Origin of the sequence: Pseudomonas sp. JDS28PS106 (assembly GCF_036706555.1) — a bacterium.
Lineage (GTDB): Bacteria > Pseudomonadota > Gammaproteobacteria > Pseudomonadales > Pseudomonadaceae > Aquipseudomonas.
In genome coordinates, this window is sequence record NZ_JBAJGT010000006.1 from 318094 (window position 1) to 341742 (window position 23649).

The 23649-nt window shown below is 54.3% G+C and carries 20 protein-coding genes; 8 read left to right on the forward strand and 12 right to left on the reverse strand.

The annotated features are described in order from the left end of the window. Positions 1 to 498: 498 nt before the first annotated feature. Together TRP66_RS12890 and TRP66_RS12895 are read left to right on the forward strand one after the other, a co-directional pair. A complete protein-coding gene (locus TRP66_RS12890; protein WP_314568053.1) occupies positions 499 to 930 on the forward strand; it encodes a hypothetical protein in 432 nt (143 codons plus the stop codon). Next, positions 927 to 1760, forward strand: coding sequence for a thymidylate synthase (locus tag TRP66_RS12895; protein WP_314568051.1), 834 nt, complete (start codon positions 927 to 929; stop codon positions 1758 to 1760). Before TRP66_RS12890 ends, TRP66_RS12895 begins: the two co-directional genes overlap by 4 nt. A 36-nt stretch (positions 1761 to 1796) precedes the next feature. On the opposite strand, the gene TRP66_RS12900 is transcribed toward TRP66_RS12895, so the two are convergent. From TRP66_RS12900 to TRP66_RS12935, 8 genes are all read right to left on the reverse strand, one after another. Next, positions 1797 to 3224 (reverse strand): heavy metal sensor histidine kinase, encoded by a 1428-nt coding sequence (locus TRP66_RS12900; protein WP_314568048.1) that lies wholly within the window; start codon positions 3222 to 3224, stop codon positions 1797 to 1799. Then, the gene (locus tag TRP66_RS12905) at positions 3221 to 3904 is read right to left on the reverse strand and encodes a heavy metal response regulator transcription factor (RefSeq protein WP_090355412.1); all 684 of its coding nucleotides are present in this window, start codon (positions 3902 to 3904) and stop codon (positions 3221 to 3223) included. The genes TRP66_RS12900 and TRP66_RS12905 overlap by 4 nt, the downstream gene beginning before the upstream one ends. Positions 3905 to 4300: 396 nt before the next feature. Continuing rightward, on the reverse strand, positions 4301 to 4921 hold the full coding sequence (locus TRP66_RS12910) for a hypothetical protein (protein WP_090355415.1): 621 nt from the start codon (positions 4919 to 4921) through the stop codon (positions 4301 to 4303). A gap of 294 nt (positions 4922 to 5215) precedes the next feature. After that, complete coding sequence (gene copD, locus TRP66_RS12915) at positions 5216 to 6151, reverse strand: copper homeostasis membrane protein CopD (RefSeq protein ID WP_090355419.1); 936 nt, start codon at positions 6149 to 6151, stop codon at positions 5216 to 5218. 2 nt (positions 6152 to 6153) lie between these two features. Beyond that, positions 6154 to 6537: a copper homeostasis periplasmic binding protein CopC gene (gene copC / locus TRP66_RS12920; protein ID WP_090355422.1), complete on the reverse strand. Its 384-nt coding sequence runs from the start codon at positions 6535 to 6537 to the stop codon at positions 6154 to 6156. Between the two features lie 68 nt (positions 6538 to 6605). After that, complete coding sequence (locus TRP66_RS12925; RefSeq protein ID WP_442965198.1) at positions 6606 to 7571, reverse strand: copper resistance protein B; 966 nt, start codon at positions 7569 to 7571, stop codon at positions 6606 to 6608. Positions 7572 to 7581: 10 nt separating this feature from the next. Beyond that, the gene (locus TRP66_RS12930) at positions 7582 to 9438 is read right to left on the reverse strand and encodes a copper resistance system multicopper oxidase (RefSeq protein WP_192068267.1); all 1857 of its coding nucleotides are present in this window, start codon (positions 9436 to 9438) and stop codon (positions 7582 to 7584) included. Between the two features lie 340 nt (positions 9439 to 9778). After that, entirely contained in the window at positions 9779 to 10636 is an 858-nt protein-coding gene (locus TRP66_RS12935) for a hypothetical protein (protein ID WP_333402810.1), read from the reverse strand. A 257-nt stretch (positions 10637 to 10893) separates the two neighbouring features. Here TRP66_RS12935 and TRP66_RS12940 point away from each other — a divergent pair, with 257 nt between their 5' ends. Continuing rightward, the gene (locus TRP66_RS12940) at positions 10894 to 12219 is read left to right on the forward strand and encodes an OprD family porin (protein WP_090355430.1); all 1326 of its coding nucleotides are present in this window, start codon (positions 10894 to 10896) and stop codon (positions 12217 to 12219) included. A 154-nt stretch (positions 12220 to 12373) separates the two neighbouring features. Here TRP66_RS12940 and TRP66_RS12945 read toward each other — a convergent pair whose 3' ends face one another. Further along, positions 12374 to 12700 carry a DUF2790 domain-containing protein gene (locus TRP66_RS12945; RefSeq protein WP_090355432.1) on the reverse strand — a complete coding sequence of 109 codons (327 nt, stop codon included), beginning with the start codon at positions 12698 to 12700 and terminating at the stop codon, positions 12374 to 12376. A 238-nt stretch (positions 12701 to 12938) separates the two neighbouring features. Here TRP66_RS12945 and TRP66_RS12950 point away from each other — a divergent pair, with 238 nt between their 5' ends. Together TRP66_RS12950 and TRP66_RS12955 are read left to right on the forward strand one after the other, a co-directional pair. After that, complete coding sequence (locus TRP66_RS12950) at positions 12939 to 13157, forward strand: hypothetical protein (RefSeq protein WP_105224044.1); 219 nt, start codon at positions 12939 to 12941, stop codon at positions 13155 to 13157. Between the two features lie 182 nt (positions 13158 to 13339). Then, complete coding sequence (locus TRP66_RS12955) at positions 13340 to 14272, forward strand: cation diffusion facilitator family transporter (RefSeq protein ID WP_090355437.1); 933 nt, start codon at positions 13340 to 13342, stop codon at positions 14270 to 14272. Positions 14273 to 14320: 48 nt separating this feature from the next. On the opposite strand, the gene TRP66_RS12960 is transcribed toward TRP66_RS12955, so the two are convergent. The 3 genes from TRP66_RS12960 to TRP66_RS12970 all read right to left on the reverse strand — a co-directional run bounded on the left by TRP66_RS12960 (position 14321) and on the right by TRP66_RS12970 (position 20066). Further along, positions 14321 to 17458 carry a CusA/CzcA family heavy metal efflux RND transporter gene (locus tag TRP66_RS12960; protein ID WP_333402817.1) on the reverse strand — a complete coding sequence of 1046 codons (3138 nt, stop codon included), beginning with the start codon at positions 17456 to 17458 and terminating at the stop codon, positions 14321 to 14323. A 24-nt stretch (positions 17459 to 17482) separates the two neighbouring features. After that, positions 17483 to 18799, reverse strand: a complete 1317-nt coding sequence (locus tag TRP66_RS12965; RefSeq protein ID WP_090355443.1) for an efflux RND transporter periplasmic adaptor subunit — start codon at positions 18797 to 18799, stop codon at positions 17483 to 17485. Between the two features lie 67 nt (positions 18800 to 18866). Then, positions 18867 to 20066: a TolC family protein gene (locus tag TRP66_RS12970; protein WP_333402968.1), complete on the reverse strand. Its 1200-nt coding sequence runs from the start codon at positions 20064 to 20066 to the stop codon at positions 18867 to 18869. Positions 20067 to 20567: 501 nt separating this feature from the next. Here TRP66_RS12970 and TRP66_RS12975 point away from each other — a divergent pair. The 3 genes from TRP66_RS12975 (at position 20568) to TRP66_RS12985 (ending at position 23251) form a co-directional block, all read left to right on the forward strand. Continuing rightward, positions 20568 to 21242: a heavy metal response regulator transcription factor gene (locus TRP66_RS12975; protein WP_090355449.1), complete on the forward strand. Its 675-nt coding sequence runs from the start codon at positions 20568 to 20570 to the stop codon at positions 21240 to 21242. Continuing rightward, on the forward strand, positions 21239 to 22630 hold the full coding sequence (locus tag TRP66_RS12980) for a heavy metal sensor histidine kinase (RefSeq protein ID WP_310791937.1): 1392 nt from the start codon (positions 21239 to 21241) through the stop codon (positions 22628 to 22630). The genes TRP66_RS12975 and TRP66_RS12980 overlap by 4 nt, the downstream gene beginning before the upstream one ends. A gap of 156 nt (positions 22631 to 22786) precedes the next feature. Then, positions 22787 to 23251, forward strand: coding sequence for a DUF411 domain-containing protein (locus TRP66_RS12985; protein ID WP_090355455.1), 465 nt, complete (start codon positions 22787 to 22789; stop codon positions 23249 to 23251). The last annotated feature ends 398 nt before the right edge of the window (positions 23252 to 23649 follow it).

Below are 23649 nucleotides of genomic sequence, written 5' to 3' on the forward strand. Positions count from 1 at the left end.
CGCCTGTTCCCTTAGTGGGCTCAGAAAGCTCATTATGGCCACGCAGATTGAGCTTGAGCGCTGCTTGCTCCGGCTCATGTACGCCGCAGGCTTGCAACGCTCTGAAGTCCCGCGAGTGACCTTCAAGGTGATCGGCGACGCCTTTCGATTCTAGGACGTATGTTCATTTCGCCGGGTGTGTCTGAAGCCATCAATGGTGATTACTGCCCACTGCGCCATTGACGGCAGCAAGGGCGCGGCGAACTCCTTCAACCGGTGGAAAAATGCTGTGGTGCCCAGGCGCATGCTCCCAAATGGCGTGAGATCTATCTGCAAAAAGCTGGGCATTGGACTCTCCAAACTCTGCAGATGTTGAGGGCGAGTTGGGAGCATCCATGGAGGAAGCTAAGGGCGTGCTTGAGTATCTGGACGAGGAGGTTGAGGTATGACCGGCCAATCCTTTGATGACAAAATAAGCTCGACTTCGACCAGAACACTGAGCTACTGGCTCAAGGGATCATGCAGATCGCCTCTGACAAGTCGTTGAAGCCTACAGCTGCCGAGCTCGGTCGGATCACGGGCATTCATCGCAACACTATCAGGCAGCGCCGATGGCCCCTGGAGCGCCTTGAGGCCATCAAGGACACTCGACGCATGGAGGTGCTTGCTCAACGGGTCAAGGCAGAGAAGAAGCAGGATCCCAAGACGATTCTCATGCAACGGCTTGAAAAGAGCCGACTGGAAGTGCTTTATTGTTTTAATAGGTTCCAGGAAGCTGAGAGCTCATTCGCCTCGATCGATAAGCGGTTGTCTACCGTCCGTGAGTCCAGGGACTACTACGTCCAGGTCACCGAAGAGCAGCGATTGACGATCAAGCAGCAGGAAACTGAAATTCAAAAATTGCGTGATGCGCTGCATATGGTCAGCGTAAATCTTGAGGAATCGAAATGAAGGTGTACCACGAGTTGCTGGCCGACGTTCTGGAAAACGGCGTCGAGAAAGGCGACCGGACAGGAACGGGCACGCTGAGCGTCTTTGGTCGCCAGTTCCGTCATAATCTGGAAGAGGGTTTTCCCCTACTCACCACCAAGAAGCTGCATTTCAAGAGCATCATCAATGAGATGCTTTGGTTTTTGAACGGCGACACCAACACCAAATGGCTCAAGGAGAATGGTGTCAAAATCTGGGATGAATGGGCGACTGAGGACGGCGAGCTTGGCCCAATCTACGGTAAGCAGTGGACTGCTTGGCCGACCCAGGATGGCAAGACCATCAACCAGATTGACTACGTCGTCCATACGCTCAAGACCAATCCGAACAGTCGGCGCATCCTCTTCCATGGATGGAACGTCGAGTACCTGCCCGATGAGTCAGTGAGCCCACAAGAGAATGCTCGTAACGGAAAGATGGCACTGCCGCCTTGCCATTTGCTTTACCAATTCTACGTGGCCAACAATAAGCTGTCGGCGCATTTATATATTCGATCGAGCGATCTACTGCTCGGAAATCCCTACAATTTGGCTGGCGTTAGTTTCCTGACTCACATGCTGGCTCAGCAATGTGATTTGGGTGTGGGTGAAGTAGTGGTAACCATGAGCGATGCTCATATTTATCTGAATCATATTGAGCAGGTTAAGTTGCAGCTTACTCGCGAGCCCCGTCAATTGCCGAAGTTGGTACTCAAGCGTAAGCCAGAGAGTATCTACGACTATAAGTTTGAAGACTTTGAGATCGTGGGCTACGATCCGCATCCTCATATCCCCGCTCCTGTATCAATCTGAGCCATTACGGCTGTAAGGTAGCGGTGGTTACCTCGCCTATCCCAGCGAGGGCGCCGGTGCATTGGTATAGGTCGGATGGTGAGCATCTCTGTCCCAAGCGGGCAGGCTGATCGTAAACGTCGTATGACCTGCCCCGGAGGCACATCCAACGGTGCCTCCATGAACATCAACCAGCGATTTTACGATTGCCAACCCTAACCCCGCGTTGTTGGTGGCGCCTTCTCTGCGGGCAGGGTCGGCTCTGTAAAAACGGTCAAACAGCCGGGGCAAATGCTCTGCCGCTATCTCTTCGCCGGGGTTTTGTACTGACAAGCTGATCATGTCGCCATTTGGGTCGATTCTGACGGAGATCGCAGAGTCAGGTGGCGTATATCTGAGCGCATTAGACAGCAGATTAGAAATCATCCGATCCAACATCGTGCCATCACCGTACACTGCGCCATGCCCGGAGAGTTGCAGCTTTACCCCGGTGTCGTCTGCCAGCAACTGGTAATACTCGAAGAGCTTTTCGACGACTGACCGTAGCTCTATTTTCTCTTTGGCTGGCAGAACCAAACCATTATCCGACTTGGCCAAAAACAGCATGCCATCAATAATGCTTGAGAGCCGGTTCAGATCCTCCAGATTGGAATAGAGATTCTCTTCATAGATCTCGGGCGCACGTTTTTTTGCGAGGATGACTTCGGTGTGCGTTCGCAGATTGCTGATCGGAGTGCGCAGCTCGTGTGCGATATCAGCCGAAAAGTTGGACAGCCGAACAAATGACTCTTCAAGGCGAGCAAGCATGGCGTTGAACGAAGAGACAAGGCTTTCAAGCTCGCGAGGTACCGCGTCCATCGGGATGCGCTCTTTCAGCGATCCGGCTGACATCGAGGCCGCAACTTGGGTCACCTGTGCTACCGGCTTCAGCCCACTGCGCGCCACCAGCCATCCTAAAGCTGCGCTGACCAAAGCACTGATCGTCAGCCCGATCACCAGCCACCACCGTAAGGTTTCGACGAAATGCAGATGGCTGGTGATATCTAGACTCAACCAAGCGGTCAGTGGCTCGGCTTCGTTTACTAAGCGAACCTGGGCCCGCATGCCTCGGTACATATGGTCGCCAGCTGTCCACTCCCACATGTCTTCTCCAGGGACGCCCGAGTAGGAAGGAGGATGCTCAACTGCATTCGGGGTCGCGAAGATCGTCTTCCCATCCTTGGTGGTAATCGAGGCCGAGAGTTCCTGATGAGCACCAAGCAACGCCTGTAATTGCAACACGACTTCTGATGAGTCTGCGGAGCCAGCTTTGCCATCCATAATTTGCCGGATGGATTCGAGCTTTTCCGTCATCGCCTGACGGTCGAGCGCCTTGAAATGATGTTGGCTAAACGCATCGAAGGTAAAGCCTGCTACAACCAGCACGGCGACGACAGCACAGACAAACATCATGCTCAACCGCAGGGTAAGAGATGCTCGCCTCATTCTGTATCGGGAGTGTCTAGCATGTAGCCCATTCCCCTCGTGGTCTGAATCAGTTTGGTGTCGAAGTCATCGTCAATCTTGGCCCGAAGCCTGCGAATGGCGACTTCGATCACGTTGGTATCGCTGTCAAAATTCATATCCCAGACCTGCGATGCAATCAGTGATTTTGGCAAAACTTCGCCCCTACGGCGCATCAGCAGTTCAAGTAGCGAAAACTCTTTAGCCGTGAGGTCTATCCGGCGACCAGAGCGCATGGCGCGGCGCTTCAGAAGATCGACTTCCAGATCCCCGATCTTGATTGATGTCTGGTTGGGCGCGGCGGAACCTCGGCGAAGCAAGCTTCTGACGCGAGCAAGCAACTCGGAAAAGGCGAATGGCTTAACCAGATAATCGTCAGCTCCTAGCTCCAACCCCTTGACCCGATCATCAACTCCGTCCCTGGCCGTTAGAAACAGCACAGGAACTGCTCGCCCGGCTGCGCGGATGCTTCGGATGACTTCCCAGCCATCAATGCCCGGCATCATTACGTCCAGAATTAGGAGATCGTAGGTCTCGCTCAGTGCTTGATGCAATGCCTGCGTCCCTGTCACAACCCTGTCGACACTGAAGCCGGCTTCCACCAAGCCTTGCTGAAGGTAAATTCCGGTTTTGGGTTCGTCTTCTGCTACCAAGAGTTTCATGCTTGGGCTCCGGTTGTGAGGCCTTCGAGTGTGCGACCAAATTGGCCGCTATGCGCAAGCTGACGCAAATGTAATCGTCTCGAAGCCTGCGGATAGCTTCCCTTGAAGGCAGGTCGAGGTGAGGTAGACACGGTCAAAGCAGCGAGCAGGCGGCTTACAGAAATATAATCGGCAATCTGAGTATTTGCGCTTAACCTACCCTGTAGTCGGTGCGTAAGCGCGACTCGCGGCTTAGCCATCACATGAAGCAGACAATCCTTCCTAAGTCGGCTGCATAACTAAGAGCAGAAAGCACAACGCCCGGTGATCAACCGGGCGTTTGTACCTGAGTACACGGGCACCATATCTGTGCCGCATCACCCTTATCGCTGTCGGGCGCACGTAGCGACGACCTGTTTAATGAATCAACGGTTTACAGATCAAGCAGTCAACGGACGTCATCAGCGATGCCCCGTCTACACCATGGAGACACTTGCCTGATGTCATCGATAAATAATCGAACGTTGAATTTAGTGGCACATGCCCTAACATCGCTTGCAGGTCACGAGTCGTGAATGGGGGGGGCAGCACCGGCATTTGCTGCTTAGGCCTGGCCGTTAGAGTATCCATATAAGCATCAATGAGCTCAGTCTTTACTGCTTGACCGACTACCCGATTGTCCGCATGCCCGTAGTGGTTACGGTAGGTACTCAATTGCAGGAACGGCCATTGAAAAATCTGCTCCTGAAGCTCGCCAATGTTGAGTACTCTGCATTGGCCAGATTCCATTAGCTCAGCCGTCATTGTAGCCAGGCATTGAGTCATCACGTTAGCGAGAGGCGCGAATTCAGCACTGCCTTGCTTGGCATTACGCTTCATGTCGTGAAGATTCGAGTAGCCGAGGCACCTCGACATCAACTCGCTCGCCTGAGACAGGCTGATCGGTTCGATACCGAGCCACTCGCGCTTCAAGGTTCTAGCAAGCCGAATAAAACCGGTGCCGGCCACGAGGTCATCAGGATGGATTGGAACACGCATAATCATTCTCCATATGTCTACGCGGTGTCGGCTGCCCGCAATGACTGATGTCGAATGCACGTGACAGGATGTGGAGCGACGTCTGTGGGTTACCTATGCGTGCCGACCGCTTGATCCAGACTGACCAGTTTTTGATCCTATCATGAGGAGAATTTTGCGTCCCATTCAAACGTTGTAGTCCTGCAGCAGGCGAGCTCATCGACCACACCACAGCCCAGGAAAGCCTGAAGTCAAGAACGCCTGACTTGGTTCGACTTTGAGCCGCATTTGGAACCGCTCAGATCTGCTTTTAACTCACCCTTGAGCCATGTCGATAGACGGGCTCAGTGTCCCAAGCCAAGCCACCAAGACGACGATGGCCACAGCACAGGTCGATTCAAGCACCACGCTTGTTCTCAAGGCAGTCACTGCCAGAGAGTAATCACCGGCCTGCGCAGATCGCTCAAGGGCAGGACTCAGGTAGAAACGATTCAGGGTAGCAAGTCCGATCATGCCCACGAACAGCACGAGTTTCACGAGTAGAAGAACACCATAGGTGCCCGATATGACATCGACCACTGTCGGCCCAACGATGAAAAGATAATTAGCGACGCCGGTAACTATGACCGTGCCAACGATCAGTGCGCCTGCTGTTTCGAATCCGCTGAGCGCTCGTGGCAGCACCCGGACGAGTAGCTCTGGATCAGAGCTTTTCATCCTTAGCATCAAACCAAACGCCGCGAGAGCTCCGATCCACCCGCCAGCGGCAAGTAGATGCAGGATATCAGCGGCAAAGTGCCAGAACCGCTTGGCACCCTCATCCATGGCCCCATGACCTGTCCACGCGAGCGTCGCCAAGGCGATGCTGCCAGCTAAGGTAGCAACCCATAGACTCTCTGTTGGCCATCGCTTGCTCTGGCTTGCGACAGCAATGACCACCGCTAGCGAGATCATGCGCGTCACCCAGCTAAAGCCGATCTCGGTCTCGTACAGCATCATTTCCAAGTGTGGCCGCAGCCCCGTCCAATCGGAGGCGCCGCTCATGTTGCTCGTCATAACCACGAAAGCTGCTATGGACAAAAGCATGCCTATAGCAGCGGTGCCGGGCAGTATCCACCCAAAATGCAACACTGCTCCGGACACACGCTCTTTACCCCGAAAGCTGTACAGTCCAAAGACCGCCAGGCCGAACAGGAGCATCAGATCGAGATAAAGCGCGAAGCGCAGCGCCACATTCAACGGGTCGCCCATGCTTATTTCACTTTGAACGTAACGCTGCCGGTAATCGGATGGGTATCGGAGGAGACCGCTCGCCATTCTACTTTGTAGGTGCCAGCGGTGAGGGGGGCAGCTGGAGTCAGGATCATTGTTTTTGGATCGCTACTTCCTGCAACGCTGGCTTTCATGGGCATAGGGGAGTGAGACATACCAGGCATTTCTGTCATGACCAGCTTGGCTCCGGAAAACTGGGTAACTAGGTTTTCAGAAAAGTGCAGTTCAATCTTCGCAGGAGCAGGGCCGCTCTCGCCTTCAGCTGGAGTGGAAGACAGCAGCTTCGGGTGAGCCTGGGCAACTGCGCTGAGCAGAAGGCTGGAAGAAAGAGCGACGGCCACAAAACAGGATTTAAATACTGACATGCAAGGCTCCTCACAGCGCGTAGCTGTTGTAATGAGGTTAGATAATTATTGTTGCCGCTAAGTTTGATTTAGAACCACACCCGGATACCGAGCACCAGGCGTGCTTCGTTACTGTCTTCGCCTTCATCGCGGGCGTAGTCAGCGGTCTTTCCATAAGCCCGATTCCAAGTCACACCGACGTAAGGTGCGAACTCTGGGCGGATTTCGTAGCGGAGCCGCAGACCAATCGCACTTTCAGACAGTCCTGAGCCAACGCCCCGCTGGGGATCGTTTTTGCCATAGAAGTTGAGTTCTGCCGTCGGTTGCAAAATCAGCTTATTGGTCAGGAGAATGTCGTAGTCTCCTTCCAGCCGGGCAGCGGTCTGGCCACCTTCACCCAGGTAAGCAGTAGCCTGAGCCTCGAAGTTGTAGAGCGCCATGCCCTGGATACCGAAAGCTGCCCACGTTTGAGGGTCGCCTGGTTTGAAGTCTTGACGAACTCCGCCGACCAGATCCCACCAAGGGCTGATGGAGTGGCCCCAAAGCGCTTGAACCTCGGCTTCTTCAGTCTTTCCGTTGGTGCGCTCACCTTCGGAGCGCAGCCATAGGCGATCAACATCGCCACCTATCCAACCTTGGGCTTCCCAGTTGAGCGCGCTTCCATCATCAGCGTCCTGCCATTCCAGCTTCTCAAATATAAAAAAAGTATTGAGAGCAGTGTCATGGACTTCGTGACCACCAGGCGCCTTATAGACTGCGGCTCTGTCAGCGTCAGTTAAAGGCGGTATTGGAGTCCGGCTTTTGGTCTGTGTCTGCTGCTTGGCGGGCTGCATACCCTCCATTTGGCTGTGATCCATGCCCTGCATCTGGCTATGATCCATACCCTGCATTTTGCCGTGATCCATACCCGGCATCTGTCCGTGATCCATTGTCTGCATCTTCCCGTCTTCCGTGCCCTGGCCGGGTTCAGCGGCTACAGGCAGGATAAAACCAGCGGTTAGAGCAACCGTGAATACAGCTGAATGCATGCGAGTCCCGCAAAAGAAATTGCTCATAGTCAGCTCCTTATTCCTCTACACGCACTTCGCGGAACATACCCATTTCCATGTGGTACAGGAGATGGCAGTGGTAGGCCCAGCGTCCCAGCGCATCGGCTGTCACTCGGTAGCTGCGCTTTGAACCTGGCGGCATATCGATGGTGTGTTTGCGGACAAGGAATTGCCCGTTTTCATCTTCAAGGTCGCTCCACATGCCATGCAAGTGGATGGGATGGGTCATCATCGTGTCGTTGACGAGAACGATGCGGACTCGCTCGCCATATTTCAGTTTTAAAGGCTCGGCGTCCGAAAATTTCACGCCGTTGAAAGACCAGGAAAACTTCTCCATATGACCGGTCAAGTGCAGTTCGATAGTTCGACTTGGCTCACGGCCATCTGGATCCTCAAACGTGCTCTTTAGGTCAGAGTATGTCAGTACCTTTCGGCCATTATCGCGAAGGCCCATACCGGGATCATCAAGCTTTGGCGACGTCGACATGGCCTGCATATCGACGAGAGGGTTGTTGGACTCTGAGGCCGGGTGCTGCTGCATTTCTCCCATGCCACCTATAGACATTTTGCTGTGATCCATCCCAGTCATACTGTCCATGCCGGGCATGTCTTGCGTAGCGCCATGATTCATACCTTTCATGTCGCCGCCGTCCATCCCCGACATACCCTGCATTGAGCTGCCTTCCGTACCGGCCATCTTGCTGTGATCCATTCCAGCCATGTCGCCCATACCACCCATCGCGCCATGATCCATACCGGCCATACCCATGTCGGCCATGGTGACGAGAGGACGAGGGTCAAGTTCAGGTACTGGCGCAGCCATACCGGGCCGGACGGCCAAGGTGCCTCTGGCGTACCCCGATCGATCCATCGACTGCGCGAACAGCGTGTAAGCGTCCTGAGTCGGTTCAACGATCACATCGAATGTCTCAGCTGTGGCGATCCTGAGCTCATCCACGGTCACAGGCTTGACATACAAGCCATCGGCGGCTACGACGGTCATCTTCAAGCCCGGAATACGGACATCAAAGTAGGACATGGCCGACCCATTGATGAATCTCAATCTGATCTTTTCGCCGCGTTTGAAAGTGCCCGTCCAGTTGGAATTAGGAGCCAGGCCGTTCATCAGATAGGTGTATGTCGCGCCGCTGACGTCTGCGATGTCAGTGGGATTCATCTTCATCTCGGCCCACATCTTGCGATCAGCGACGGTGGCTGACCAACCTTTGTCCGCTACGTCTTGGATGAAGTCACCGACTGTCCGCTTGTGGATGTTGTAGTAGTCCGCCTGCTTCTTCAGCGTTTTCATCAGCGAAGCAGGATTTTCATCCGTCCAGTCAGTAAGCATCACCACGTGCTCACGGTCATACTCAAAAGGCTCGGGCTCTTTTGCTTCGATTACCAGCGGGCCGTACACACCTACCTGCTCTTGGAAGCCGGAATGACTGTGATACCAGTACGTTCCGTTTTGCTTCACCTTAAATTGGTAAACGTACGTGCCATCAGGCTCGATCCCATGGAAGCTAAGGCCCGGCACACCGTCCATATTCGCGGGAAGAATGATCCCGTGCCAGTGGATGGAGGTCATGTCCTTGAGGCGATTCTTGACCCGCAAGGTCACGGTATCTCCTTCACGCCAGCGCAGCAGAGGCCCCGGAATTCCACCATTGATGGTCATGGCCGTACGGGAATTGCCAGTGATGTTTACCGGCGTTTCTCCGATGAATAGGTCAAATTCTGTACCTGACAGGGCACTGGTCTCGCCCAAGCTTGGAGCCGCCCATACAGGCGTACGCCATAGCCCTAAGCCACCGAGAATTCCGCCTGCGGTGAGACCTTTCACGAAGGTGCGCCGAGAAGTTTTGGATTGCATACCGATTCATGTCCTGTGAGTCAGGTGCACGCACTGCAGTGTATTCCTGAGGGTTTGCCCTTTAGATAGCTAGTGCGTTTGATACATCGAAGATGCCATAAGCGAACAAACAGCGTAATTACATTTCCGTAAGCTGGGCGGCTCAGCAGTGATGAGTCTGCGTAAGCGTCCGGCCAACACGCCTTCAAAATTTATTAAGTGGAATTTAGAGGCGGCGTATAGCCGAGCTGCTGTCGTCTAACCGGAATCGCTCGGCGAAGGTAGAAGGGCTCGTTTACACAGTCGATCCGCGCATAAACATGGATCATGTGGTGATAAGGGCAGCCCTGTCGCTCGGGGTCTACCTGCAGTGCCGCTTGAGCTCCACAAATGCGCGGAAATCCCCGTAGGGAATGGGCAGTTTACCGTGGAAGAAAATGGACGATGCCTGGTTGTAAAAGCCGTGCGGTGATTTTACATACGCTTTTGCTCTAGCTCGGGCTGCTCGAATCATTTCGCGATTACGGTACCCGGCTTTTTCTACCTGGTCGGTGACGATCTGCTCTACGACTTCAGCACGCCCTGCAGCGTTGAAGCTGGTCACCATAAAAGTGGCTAGGGTTCGGTAAAACCATTCTCCGCAGTGGAATAGCTTCAGAGGGGCAGCTAACAAGGCAAGCCCTGCCTGCAAATCGCCAGACTGAACGACTGACTTGTAGAACGCTGGAATGACGTCTCGAAGGTAGCCAGCTTGCACCTCATCAGGTGCCGCAATGAGATAGTTGAATGGGCAAGGCGCCGTGATGCTTACAAGCTTTGAAATCTCCAACCCGTGGCATACAGCTAGCACTACCGCCGTGTTATTACGGGTCGCCTGGTTAATCGCCGCAATCTCCTGGACAAGCTCTTCCCATCCGACATATTCATTGCTGGCGGGCAGGAAGATTCCTTTCGCAGGATCTCCATGGCACTCGAAATGTAGTACGGGAAAGAGAACGCCTGATCTGCATTCCGTCTGCACCATCCTCAGTGCTGCAATCAACATCTGCTTGCTTTTGATCTTGTGGAAACTGCAGTACCCCGCTCGGCCAATAGCGGTGGAGTGGTCGAGCAAATCCTCGTAAAGCCGCAATCCTGTTTGCATTTCGCTTTCACCGAGCGCATCGAAAATGATCAAGCCGTTGTTTTGGCATATCGAGGTATAAACCAGCTCTTCCATAGTCACGATTATCCAGGTGGTACGGGTTTCCTATCATGCCTGCCGCGCCCCAGCGGCGCACGCAAGGCGTCACGCCGTCCATGACCTACGAGGTTCCCCAGGGGGATACGTTCCTCTGCGGCTGCCTTTCGTTTTTGTAATCCTACCTCCACCTCGCCGTTATGTTCGACTCGTCAAAATGCGCCTGCTGGCAGCTCGCATAACAAAACAAGCCAGATCGACATTGACAAAAATCTGCCGATTCGAACGGAGCGCACATGACTCACTTGAAGAAACTATCCCTGGCCTTGATTTCAGCAGCAGCCAGTTTTACACCCGTTACCAGCTTTGCGGATGAGGAAAAGGAGGGATTTATCGAGGGCAGTACGCTCACGGTACTCACCCGGAATTTCTATATGAACCGTGACCACCGAAAGGGGGAGTCAAGCCCCACAGGCAATGGGTATTCCGAGGCATGGGCACAAGGAATCATTGGCCGATTTGAATCTGGCTTCACGCAGGGCACCTTTGGTGTTGGGGTTGATGCGTTTGCGATGACGGGTATCAAGCTCGATACCGGTGGAGGCCGTAACGGCGCCAGGAGCTCATTTGACGTACTACCGGTTGATGGCAATGGCGATGCCGAAGATGAGTACACAAAACTGGGTGGTTCGATCAAGGCACGGGCTTTCGATACCGTTGTAAACATGGGAGACGTGTTCCCTACGACCCCAGTCGTGTCCTTCGGCGATTCGCGCCTGCTCCCAGAGAGCTTCCGAGGGGTCACCGCTGTGAACAACAGCATCAGCGACTTGACCCTTCAAGCAGGGCGCCTTCATGCAATGAGCCAGCCTGCGTCCAGCGGGATGCAGGATGATTTTGCTACGTTTTATGCAGGCTCAGTGGACTCACCATGGGTTGGGTACTTCGGAGGCGAGTATGACGCGACTGATCGGCTAAGCCTCAGTCTTTACGGAAGTCGTTTGAAAGATGCGTGGGATCAAACCTACGTCTCTGCTTCATATGTTCAACCCATCACAAACGCGCTTGCTCTCACCGCTGACTTCAACTACTACAATGCAAAAGATGAAGGAAGAAAACTTCTTGGCGAGTTCGATAACGACATCTGGAGCGCGAAGCTTGGAGTTAAGTACGGCGCACATACGCTGTCGCTCTCACACCAGCGTAACCAAGGCGATGATGACTTCGATTATCTGCGTCAATCCGATTCGATCTATCTCGCGAACTCGATCCAGTACAGCGACTTCAACTCCCCTAAGGAAAGATCATGGATGATCACCTATAACATCGAAATGTCACCGTTTGGCTTGCCTGGTCTGTCGTTCATGACCCGTTACGCCAAGGGCACCGGAGCGGATTACTCGAATGCGAATAACGTCTATATGCGTCGAGATGGAGAAGGAAACCCCTTGACCGATCAACATCGCTGGGAGCGTGACATTGAGGCCAAGTACGTCGTCCAAACAGGATCTATGAAAGACTTGTCACTGCGAATGCGTCAGGCCACGACACGAGCTACGGCCTTTGAATCTGACCTAGACGAAGTCAGGCTGATAGTCGAGTACCCACTCAGCATCCTGTAACGCCCTAACCATAACGCCTGGCGCTATGGTGACGTTATAGCTGAGTAACAAAAGAAAAGGCGCCCTATACAAGGCGCCTTTATCTGCGGAATATAAAATACTTAATGCGTTAGTCCGGTAGGCCGTTTTAAGTCCTTGCCGTCCGCTCATCGGGTCAGTGTTTATTGCGGCATTCGCTTAGCGCCATGTACTGCACTGTCATTAGCTCACCCGCTGAGTTCTCATAAGTCATAAGTCGCGGTATGACCTGGCAGCTTTTTGTATCCGGTGTCTGTCGTACAACTTTCGCTACGTCCAGTTTCATGCCGTACTTGTATTCGATAATCTCTGGCATGGGCTTGTCTTTCTTATCTGCATAGGCCTGGATAGCAATTTGATGCTTCTCAATAGACTCCTGAGCCAAGGAGTCGCCACTGAGTGCATAGGATGGCAGAGAAGCTAAAGAAATGCAGGTGGCTATCAGTGCGGACATAAGGCGCATAGTGTGAACCTCTATTAGTAAGTATCCCCATTATATGAAGAGGGGATTACCTGGAGGTTGCCCAAGAATTACGATTCGGAAATCTATATCCTCCGAACGATTGCCGCTACCTTTGGCATAACAATATTGTAATCTTGCGATCATGTTGCTGTTAGCAGGCGAGGGTTATGCTTTACCTAATCTCTACAGAAAGGAATTCTGACTTCTGGAGCCGCCCAATAATTTTCCGGTGATATATATGAAGCTCGTGAAATCGATCCTGTTCGTGGCCACAACTCTTTCTTGCGCCCTGGCCTTTGCCCAAGATGGCAGCGAGCGCTCCATGCAAGCGGCTCAGCAGTTCCGTCTTGCCCAGCAGGAAGCCCGCGAAAAGAATGAATTGCGCGTTGAATCGCAGCGGCTGGTAAAGGGCGAAGATAAAACCGAAAAACAAGTGTCGGAGAAATCCGAAGGTTAACCACATCACATCGGATTCACCTTAGAAGCTCAAGAGCTCCTTTGGAAAAGGTGAATATTTAAGCGTCCTTCGGGGCGCTTTTTTTTGCCTTTTCGGAACTGTGGTGAACACCTCCAACACGCGTCTGTCTCACAGATACAAACTGGTTTGCACTTCTTTTTATCTGATGCAAGGAACACATTATGAGCGCAGGTCACAGCCATGGGCAGGTACGCGCAGGGCATGAAAAGAAGCTCTTGATGGCACTGGGCCTGACCACTGGATTCATGATTGCAGAAGTGATCGGCGCATGGATAACCGGCAGCCTGGCATTGCTTTCTGATGCTGCTCACATGTTCACAGATTCTGCGGCACTGGCCATCTCGTTGATGGCTTTCCAAATCGCCAAGCGACCTGCTGATCGGAATCGAACATTCGGGTACGCGAGGTTTGAGATTCTGGCCTCAGCGTTCAACGCGATCCTGCTGTTCCTCGTGGCTCTTTATATTCTCTATGAGGCTTACCAGAGGCTCTTCAATCCCTCCGCCATTCAATCGACTGGCATGTTGATTGTGGCCGTCCTAGGTCTTGTGGTTAATCTGATTTCGATGCGCCTGTTGGGCGCTGCAAGTGGTGAAAGCCTGAATGTGAAGGGCGCTTATCTGGAGGTCTGGAGTGACATGCTCGGCTCGATAGGGGTGATCGTTGCCGCTATCGTGATTCGGTATACCGGTTGGGCATGGGTGGACTCACTGGTCGCTGCGGCCATAGGCTTATGGGTGCTTCCTCGCACCTGGACGCTACTACGCGAGAGTATGAATGTGCTGCTTGAGGGCGTGCCCAACGGCATCGATTTAGACAAAGTAGAACAAGCCATACTCTCTGTGACGGGTGTCCAAGCTGTCCATGATTTACACGTTTGGTCGGTCACCAGCGGCAAGAACGTGATGAGCGTCCATGTGGTCATTTCGCAAAGCTCTATGGACGGTCAGTCCATTCTGGCGTCAATTACCGCTTTGGTTACTGAGCAGTTCGAGATCGGCCACTGCACCATCCAGCTGGAGCATGACGGCTTCCACGATGATGATCATTCAGCGGACGATCATCATGAGGATGGGCACCTGCACCATTCCTGACGCTCGCGGCGGAGTTGCCGCGAGCTTGCTTTGAGGGGGGAGGCTCGATCAGTCCTCCTCCCGGCGATATGCCCATTGGTACAGCGCCGGGAGCACCAGTAAGGTCAGCGCCGTCGACGACAGGATGCCGCCGATCACTACGGTGGCCAATGGGCGCTGAACCTCAGCCCCTGTGCCGGTAGCCAAGGCCATGGGTATGAACCCGAGCGAGGCAACGAGGGCCGTCATCAACACCGGGCGCAGGCGTGTCAATGCCCCGATGTTGATAGCGTCGCTCAGAGAGCGCCCTTCTTCTCGAAGATTTTTGATAAACGCGATCATGACCAGCCCGTTGAGCACTGCGACGCCAGACAGCGCAATGAAACCAACGCCCGCTGAAATGGACAGTGGTATGTCCCGAAGCCACAGCGCCATGACGCCACCGGTCAATGCAAACGGAATACCGGTAAAGACCAGCAAACCGTCCTTGAGGTTGTTGAACATCATGAAAAGCAGGGCCAGCACCATCATCAATGCTACTGGTACCACGATCTGTAGCCGCTTGGCCGCAGATTGTAACTGCTCAAACTGCCCGCCCCATGTTGTCCAATAGCCTGCCGGTATCTGCACGCCATTTTCGATGGTGTCGGCAGCTTCCGATACAAATGACCCCAGGTCTCGCCCACGGACATTGGCAGTGACGACGACTACGCGCTTTCCATCTTCCCGGCTAATTTGGTTAGGCCCTAGTACCAGATCAAGGCTCGCGACTTGCGATAGCGCGATGAAACCAATCTGCTGATCAGTACTGCCCGCGCTGGCCGGGACAGGAATCAACAAGCTCGATAAGCCAGCAACATCGGTTCGAAGCTTCTCGGACAGGCGCACGACCATGTCGAATCTGCGGTCACCTTCGTACAACGTTCCCGCCTGTCGACCACCCACAGCGATCGCAATGGCGTCTTGGACATCTCCCACATTCAGGCCGTAGCGAGCAGCCTTGTCCCGGTCAATATTGATCGTCAGCACCGGCAGGCCGGTGGTCTGTTCTACCTTGACCTCAGAAGCTCCAGGCACTTTTTGCAGGGCAGCGGCGATCTTGGCTGCCGTCTGGTTCAGTACCTCCATGTCATCGCCAAACACCTTCACCCCAACGTCGCTTCGAACCCCGGACACCAGTTCGTTGAAACGCAGTTGTATGGGCTGGGACAGCTCATAGTTACTGCCCGGCACACTCGCGGCAGCCTTCTGTAGATCGGCAATCAATGCCTCCCGTGACTTTCCTGGATCGGGCCACTCACTCTGTGGTTTGAGCATGACGTAGCTGTCGGAGATGTTGGGCGGCATTGGATCGGCTGCGATTTCAGCTGTACCGGTTCGAGCGAACATCCGCTCTACTTCAGGCACCTTCTCGATGACCGCTTTCTCCAGGCGTTGCTGCATATCCACCGATTGACTCAGGCTTGTTCCTGGCACCCGGAGTGCCTGCAAGGCAAAGTCACCTTCGCTCAAGCTGGGGATAAACTCGCTGCCCATTCGGCTGGCGGTAAAACCCGACAGGACGATCAGCAAGAACGCGGCTGAGAAGGCTATCGAGCGGTGGCCAAGCACCCATTTCAGCACAGGTTCGTAGCGAAGGCGTGCTGTGCGCATGACGACGCCTTCTTCTTCCTTGACCTTGCCGGTGACGAACATGGCGATCGCAGCAGGGACGAATGTCACGGAAAGAATTATGGCGCCGAGCAAAGCAATGACGACGGTGAATGCCATCGGGTGGAACATTTTGCCTTCAACGCCCGTCAAGGCAAAGATCGGCAGGTAGACGACCATGATGATGAGCTGACCAAAAATCAGAGGTCGACGTGCTTCTTTTGCGGCAGCGAAAACCTCATGAAATCGCTCCCCTCGGGTCAACATCCGTCCATGCTTTTGCTGAGCATGAGCCAGCCTGCGAATCGCGTTCTCGACGATTACAACGGCTCCGTCGACGATGATGCCGAAATCCAGTGCGCCCAGGCTCATGAGGTTGGCACTGACTTTGTTGGCAAACATACCTGTGAAGGTAAACAACATGGCCAGCGGAATCACCATCGCCGTAATCAAGGCAGCCCGGATGTTCCCAAGGAACAGAAAGAGGATCGCGATGACCAGGATTGCCCCTTCAATCAAGTTCTTCTTGACGGTTGCGATGGCCTTTTCAACAAGATTGGTGCGGTCGTAGACCGTTACGGCCTGGACACCTTTGGGCAACGTTCGGTTGATGTCTGCCAGTTTGGCAGCTACCGCTTGTGAAACGGTGCGGCTGTTTTCCCCGATCAGCATGAAGACCGTGCCCAGCACTACCTCACGCCCATTCTCGGTCGCCGCGCCTGATCGTAGCTCCTGGCCGATACCTACATCCGCAACGCTTTTGACGCGGATAGGCGTGCCCTGCACGTTAGCAATTACAATGTTCGCAATATCTTCGGCAGTGGCGAGCTGACCAGGTGCCCTAATCAACAGCTGTTCCCCACCGCGCTCAATGTAGCCCGCTCCGACGTTCGCGTTGTTGCGCTCCAAGGCCACTACCAAATCGTTGAGCGTCAGCTTGTAAGCGGCCAGTTTTTTAGGGTCTGGAGCGATCTGATACTGCTTAGCGAAGCCGCCGATGGTATTGATTTCAGCCACGCCTGGGACGTTGCGCAGTTGCGGCTTGACGATCCAGTCCTGAATGACCCGCAGGTCGGTCGGGGTGTAGGGCGTTCCGTCCTCCTTAAGAGCGCCCTCGGCTGCCTCGACTGTCCAAAGGAAGATTTCCCCCAGACCCGTCGAGACCGGCCCCATCACTGCGTCAACGCCTTCAGGAAGCTGATCCTTGGCAACCTGCAGCCGTTCGCTGACCTGCTGGCGAGCAAAGAACAGATCCGTACCGTCTTCAAAAATGACGGTGACTTGCGACAGGCCCGACCGTGACATCGAACGTGTCTGCTGGAGCCCTGGCAAGCCGGCCATGCTGGTTTCAATCGAATAGGTGATCCGTTGCTCTGTTTCGAGCGGCGAGAAACCTGGTGCAGATGTGTTGATCTGTACCTGGACATTGGTAATGTCAGGGACTGCATCAATAGGAAGTTTCTGGTAGCTGGCAATGCCTAGCCCAGCCATCAGCAGGACAGCCAGCATTACGACAATGCGCTGTTCTATCGCGAATTGAATCAACCGTTCAAACATGGGTTTGTACTCGTGCGACGCGGATCAATGGGCGTGCTCAGCCGAGCCTTTACCAAGCTCTGACTTGAGAATGAAGCTGCCTGTAGAGGCCACTTGGGTACCTGCGGCCAGGCCTTGAACGACTTCTACGTAACCACCGTCACGTCGACCCATGGTCACCGGCTGTAATTGAAATCCCTCTGGATTGCGCACGAACACCGAAGGCTTGTCCTCAACGGTTTGAATAGCTGACTCAGGAAGGCTGACAGCCGCTTGGGCCTTGTCCGCTGTCACGTCGATTGATACAAAAAGCCCTGGACGCCAGGCACCCTCAGGATTGGGCAAAATGACTCGCACCACTGCAGCCCTTGTCTGTTCGCCCAGCAGGCTGCCGACGTAGCTCACACGGCCTTCAACTTTTGCGTCCAGATCAGGTGCGCTGACTGTCACCGGCTTGCCAACGACGACCTTGTTCAAGTCTTTTGGTGTGACGCCAAAGGTTGCCCATACACGCGTCAGGTCTGACAAAGTGAACGCGGTGCTGGCCTCATTCACCATCTCACCGATACTCAGATGCTTTTCCACGACCACGGAATCAAAGGGGGCCACGAGCTCATACCGGTTTCCTGCAGACGCGTTCAGATTTGCCCCAATGGCTCCGAGTTTCTGCCGCGCATTGGCCAGATTGATCTCTGCCTCTTGATACGCCTGGCGGGCCAGCAAGTAGTCCTGTTCGGCAGAAATCTTGTTCTGCCACAGCTCTTTCTCGCGCTGCATGGTCAGCCGTGCCAGTTCAAGGCGCCTCTGGATAGCGCTCAGCTCGCTTCTCTGATCCGAGATCTGTTGGCTGGCAATCACAGCCAGCACCTGGCCTTTTTTCACGGTCTGCCCCAGGTCAACCCTCACAGACTCGACTACGCCGCTTACGCGAGGCACTACGTGAGAGGTGCGGTCTTCATCGAAGCGAATTTCGCCGGGGAATGTCACAGACGTACTCATCTGTCGAGGTGCAGCGGCTACGACCTCAATACCAGCGGCAGTGATTTGCTCAGCCGTCAGCTCAAGGTGGCCTTCCTCTTCGTGGGCTCCCTCTGATGCAGCTTCTGTGTGGCCTTCCTTGCCATGGCCTTCATCGCTATGTTCTTTTTCCCCATGGCCAGTTTCTTTTTCTCCTGCTGCACCGTGCTCGTCCTTGTCATGTCCGTCTTCGCCGTGAGCGTCACCGGATTCCTTGTCATGTCCATCGCCAGCAGCTTGAACCTCAGCCACAACCGGCGGCATCTTGCCGCCTACCGCAACGCTACCCAGACCAATGATGGCAACGACCGCCACAGCGATTGTTATGCCCCGTGTTTTATTCATGAATGCTCCTGACGACCACCTGCATGCATCGCATGCAATGTGCCCGATAAGTTCGGATTAGCGAGATTTACGGATTAAGGGACAGGCGACTGAGATCGCCATAGATGCGCTCCACGGTTACCCTGGCATCAGTCGCTGTAGCCATGGATTCCAGGTACTGGGTGCGTGCATCAATGAGCGTGCGCTGAGCGTCGAGTACTTCCAGGTAACCGAATTTGCCCATTTCAAAACCGCGTGTGGCAGTGTCTACAGCGTTTTGGGCTGCCGGCAGGATGACTCGATTGTAGGACTCGACCTCCCGTGAAGAGGTTGTCCATTGATCCAGAGCCGATTGGACTATGGTGCGAAGTCTTAGCTCTGCGGCGTTGCGCAGATCTCGGGCCTGATCTGCACGACGAGAGGCGGCCAAGACATTGCCTTGGTTACGATTGAACAGCGGAAGGGGCATGGACATGCCAACGACGTTTACCTGCTCTCGGTCTTCGCGGCTGTACTGGCTGCCAACGCTAACGGTCAAATCCGGCACACGTTGTGCTCGTTCCGATCCTAAGGTTGCTTCAGTTCGCTGGATTTGCGCTTCAGCCAGGCGGAGCTCGGCGGACTGACTCAGCGCGCTCAACAGTTTCATTGAGGGCGGCGCTACAATCTTCGACAGATCAGCACCGTCCAACCTGTCGAAAGAGATCACAGCAGATCCCGTTGCCTTGGCCAGTTCTCGATAAGCGTTGATTTTAAGGGTCAGTGCCCGCCGCGCTTGAAGGTCTGTCTCTGCAAGCTGCACCTGGGCTCTGGTGGCCTCGACTGGTGAGGACTTACCCGCACGAACTCGACCTTCGGCTACCTCCAAACCCCTCTGTGCGAGGCCCTGCGACTGCTTGGCCAGATCAAGCCCGGTCTGTGCCCTAAACGCTGCAAAGTAGGCCTGCACCACATCGGCGCGCAACTCATTGCCCCGACGCTCCAGCTCGATCCTTGCCGCATCTTGCCCACGATCTGCTACGTCAATGCGGGCGCCCCGCTTGCCACCCAGCTCAAGTGCCTGACTCAACATGACCGTGGTGGTGCTGGTGCTGCGGCGGGTATCTTCTACCTCCCACGACAATTCGGGATTTGGCATCAGCCCGGCCTGTTGTCTCTCCCCCTCGGAGATCTGGATCTCCCACCGGGCAGCAGCAAGATCCGGGTTGCGTGAAAACGCAGCCTCAATTGCCTCTTGCAAGGATATGTTTTGCGATTTGTCCAGCGCCGCAGCGCTAAGTGGCACCATCAGAAGGGACAAGACGCCGAGTGCGTAAGCACATCTTAAAGTGCGCGTCGCTACTGAAAAATTTCCAAGCCCAAGCACTGCACTTCTCCAGTCGTTCAACAGGGTCAGCTCGATACGAGCAGGCGAAACTCGGTCTATAGCTAGACAAAGTAGGTGCGAGGACTCTAGAGATCTGCGGCTATCACAAGGGTTGCAGGAAAATTACAATTTCGTTATCTGGCAGCGGGTTTCTTGGGTTTGGATTAAGGTAGTCAGGTAGCAGGTCTTCGACGGAAATATGGAGTAACACCTTAGTTGTTTTCTGCATGGGTAGTCGGGTGCAGTCAGCGTGCACCGGGCCAATTCTTTATGTCAGGAACCTTGACCCTGAACCTGCTACAGGCTTTAAAATCCCTTTACGCACAGGGGTTTGTGAAAATTCTGTGAAAATAACGGCGCCGGGCATCTAAAAAAATCTATAGCTCGTAAGTCAGATAATGTAATTTATAGAGGATGTCTTCTATGCGAATCCTTGTTGTAGAGGACGAGCTCAAAACTGCCGAGTACATGCATCAAGGTCTGTCGGAAAGTGGCTATGTAGTTGATATAGCTAAAACTGGCATTGATGGTCTGCACCTTGCTCAAAGCCAAGTTTACGACATTGTAATTTTGGATGTTAACTTGCCGGTGATGGAAGGCTGGGAGGTGTTGAGAGAACTTAGAAAAACTTGCAATACGCGAGTTATAATGGTGACGGCGCGTGGACGCTTGGAAGAAAAAGTAAAAGGTCTCGAAATGGGTGCCGACGACTACCTCGTCAAGCCCTTTGAGTTTCCCGAGCTATTGGCCAGGATCCGGACACTGATGCGCCGAAGCGAGCAGTCGGGGCTGCCCGAAGTGCTCCGCGTGGCGGATCTTGAGCTTGACCAAGGTAGGCACCGAGCCTTTCGCGGCACCCAGCGCATCGACCTAACTACCAAAGAATTCGCTCTTCTTCATTTGCTGATGCGCCATAGCGGTGAAGTCATGTCCCGGACACAAATCATTTCTATGGTATGGGACATGAATTTCGACTGCGATACCAACGTAGTAGAGGTGTCGATACGTCGACTCAGGGCGAAGATAGATGACCCGTTCGACCGCAAGCTGATTCACACCCTGCGCGGTGTTGGATATGTGCTGGAAGCTCGGGAGTGAGGCCTACCAGACTGTCCATGCGCTTAGGGCTGACAGTGAGTATCTTCTGTGCGCTCCTGGTGCTGATTATGGCGACGTTAGCGTATGCGACCCTTTCGCGCCAGCTTGATGCGCGGGCTGTGGATGCGCTTAATGAAAAGCTTAGCCAGATCGAGCATAGCTTGGCGGAGGGCTTAAGCTCGGTGGCCGAAGTAGTTCTGCACCCGCATAACCTTCGCGATCAGATCATTGGCCATGATGACTACACGCTGACAATCCTGGATTCCAGTTCGCCAAGAAGACAGCTGTTGTCCTTAGGTGGCGATGAGGGAAAGGAGCTGCCTATTCCTGAAACAGATGGTCGGTCTAAGGATTTCCTACACCTGACAAGCCCAGAAGGCCAAGAAACCTTAATGGCCTACAGGGTGGTACGGCTGCTCAATGGTCAGCATGTGCTCGTGCTGCTTTCCCTGGACAGGAAAAGCGACGTCGCTCTCCTAAACGCTTATGTGAAATCTTCCCTCTTTGCGGTTCCACTGATCCTTCTTTTGGTAGGCGGCGGCGCCTGGTGGTTTGTTCATCGAGAGCTAAAGCCGCTGCGTGCGTTTCGGAAAGTCGCTGCGATGGTATCTGCGCGTGATCTCTCTCATCGGATGAAAGTGGATGGCCTTCCTGATGAGCTCCGAGATCTGGCCCACGCTATCAATTTCATGCTCCATCGGCTCGATAGTGACGTGCAGCAGCTTGCGCAGTTTTCTGACGACCTTGCCCATGAGCTCCGCTCGCCTATGAACAACCTGATGGGCAAGGCTCAGGTGACGCTTTCAAGAGAGCGTCCGCCTTCGGAATACAAGCAGGTGCTGGAATCATGCACTGAAGAGCTGGAACGGCTCTCGCGCATGGTTTCACAGATGCTATTCCTAGCGAGCGTCAGTCAGCCATCTGTGCCTCTAGCGACCGCGTCGATTGATCTGCGCAGCGAAGCGGAGAAAGTGACGGAGCTGTTCTCGCACTCGGCTGAAGACAAGGGTATGTCTTTGGTCATTAGAGGGTATGCACATGCCCATGGTGAGACGCTGATGATACAAAGAGCGATCTCAAACCTTCTCTCGAATGCTATCAGGCACGGCCCTGCTGGGAGCACAGTCGCATTGGAGCTTGCAGAAAGCCGAACCGAGGCCTTACTGGCGGTACGCAATACTGGGGAGGGAATCGCAGCTGAGCACCTGCCTAGGATTTTTGACAGGTTTTACCGTGTCCACCCTAGTCGCTCCAGGCAACAGGGTGGAACTGGGCTGGGTCTAGCCATCGTGCGAAGCATCATGAGCCTCCATGAAGGCCATGTGACCGTAGAAAGCGAGCTCGACGGCCCGACGACGTTCAAGCTGATATTCCCCAAAAGCGCATAAGCTTAAACACTCAAAAACGGTGAGCGGCAGACCGGATTGACGGATACAACGTGTTACATATTCATGGCTTGTAGTGCGCCGTTTTCTCCATGAGGCTGCATTGAGCCAAGTGCGACGAGCCCAGGCTGTATTTTCTATATTAACGTGAGCACACACATGAAATTGCCAAGTATGAAAATCGCAGGGCGTCGCATTGCCATGCTCATTGCAGTAGGCACTGTGTCACTGGTTCAAGCTGCTCCAGCCCAGACCATTGACGTACACCGAGATCCGAACTGCGGGTGCTGCTCCAAATGGATCGCCTACCTGCGAGACAATGGCTTCACGGTGAACGATCACCTGGAAGACAACATGAGTGCAGTCAAGGCCAAGCTGGGCGTGCCCGATAAACTGGGCTCATGCCACACCGGCGTAGTAAATGGGAAGTTCGTAGAGGGCCATGTGCCCGTGCAGCAGATTGCCGAGTTGGCTAAGCGCTCAGATCTCATGGGTGTCGCCGCGCCAGGCATGCCCATGGGTTCCCCTGGTATGGAATCAGGCAATCGTAAAAGCGCCTATCAGGTCATTGGTTTGACCACGCAGGGTAAAGAGCTGGTCGTGGCTGACTATCCCGCGCAGTGACCCTCCATGGTATCGAGTCGAGCCTTTTGGGACTTGACCCTGTAGCCACTTCAGGGTGTTTACTCGCAGCATGACTTGCTGAGGGTAACGAAATGAAGAAGTGCTGCGGCGAACCGAACGGTTCCCCCGCCGTCGCCGAAAAGGCTGAACGAGCGGTTGAAACATGGGTGCCAAACCACGAGAGCACGGTCAGCGGGCTGGGCAGCGCTGTTTCGCCCTGCTGCGGCACTCGCGATGGCTTGGCGTCGGATGCTCCGGCAGCGACGTGCTGCTCTTCTGGCTCGCAAACTCAGTTGGCACCTGCCGGTTCGAGCCAGCTCTACACCCTCAGCGAACCAGCTAATTCAACTAAGGAGATGCGCAGTCCGATGCCCAGCGTCGAGCGTGCTCTTGGTGGC

Bases quoted from the DNA above. Each gene is read 5' to 3' on its own strand.
- TRP66_RS12890 (WP_314568053.1), top strand. From the start codon at position 499: ATGCAGATCGCCTCTGACAAGTCGTTGAAGCCTACAGCTGCCGAGCTC.
- TRP66_RS12895 (WP_314568051.1), top strand. From the start codon at position 927: ATGAAGGTGTACCACGAGTTGCTGGCCGACGTTCTGGAAAACGGCGTC.
- TRP66_RS12900 (WP_314568048.1), bottom strand. From the start codon at position 3,224: ATGAGGCGAGCATCTCTTACCCTGCGGTTGAGCATGATGTTTGTCTGT.
- TRP66_RS12905 (WP_090355412.1), bottom strand. From the start codon at position 3,904: ATGAAACTCTTGGTAGCAGAAGACGAACCCAAAACCGGAATTTACCTT.
- TRP66_RS12910 (WP_090355415.1), bottom strand. From the start codon at position 4,921: ATGCGTGTTCCAATCCATCCTGATGACCTCGTGGCCGGCACCGGTTTT.
- copD (WP_090355419.1), bottom strand. From the start codon at position 6,151: ATGGGCGACCCGTTGAATGTGGCGCTGCGCTTCGCGCTTTATCTCGAT.
- copC (WP_090355422.1), bottom strand. From the start codon at position 6,537: ATGTCAGTATTTAAATCCTGTTTTGTGGCCGTCGCTCTTTCTTCCAGC.
- TRP66_RS12925 (WP_442965198.1), bottom strand. From the start codon at position 7,571: ATGAGCAATTTCTTTTGCGGGACTCGCATGCATTCAGCTGTATTCACG.
- TRP66_RS12930 (WP_192068267.1), bottom strand. From the start codon at position 9,438: ATGCAATCCAAAACTTCTCGGCGCACCTTCGTGAAAGGTCTCACCGCA.
- TRP66_RS12935 (WP_333402810.1), bottom strand. From the start codon at position 10,636: ATGGAAGAGCTGGTTTATACCTCGATATGCCAAAACAACGGCTTGATC.
- TRP66_RS12940 (WP_090355430.1), top strand. From the start codon at position 10,894: ATGACTCACTTGAAGAAACTATCCCTGGCCTTGATTTCAGCAGCAGCC.
- TRP66_RS12945 (WP_090355432.1), bottom strand. From the start codon at position 12,700: ATGCGCCTTATGTCCGCACTGATAGCCACCTGCATTTCTTTAGCTTCT.
- TRP66_RS12950 (WP_105224044.1), top strand. From the start codon at position 12,939: ATGAAGCTCGTGAAATCGATCCTGTTCGTGGCCACAACTCTTTCTTGC.
- TRP66_RS12955 (WP_090355437.1), top strand. From the start codon at position 13,340: ATGAGCGCAGGTCACAGCCATGGGCAGGTACGCGCAGGGCATGAAAAG.
- TRP66_RS12960 (WP_333402817.1), bottom strand. From the start codon at position 17,458: ATGTTTGAACGGTTGATTCAATTCGCGATAGAACAGCGCATTGTCGTA.
- TRP66_RS12965 (WP_090355443.1), bottom strand. From the start codon at position 18,799: ATGAATAAAACACGGGGCATAACAATCGCTGTGGCGGTCGTTGCCATC.
- TRP66_RS12970 (WP_333402968.1), bottom strand. From the start codon at position 20,066: ATGGTGCCACTTAGCGCTGCGGCGCTGGACAAATCGCAAAACATATCC.
- TRP66_RS12975 (WP_090355449.1), top strand. From the start codon at position 20,568: ATGCGAATCCTTGTTGTAGAGGACGAGCTCAAAACTGCCGAGTACATG.
- TRP66_RS12985 (WP_090355455.1), top strand. From the start codon at position 22,787: ATGAAATTGCCAAGTATGAAAATCGCAGGGCGTCGCATTGCCATGCTC.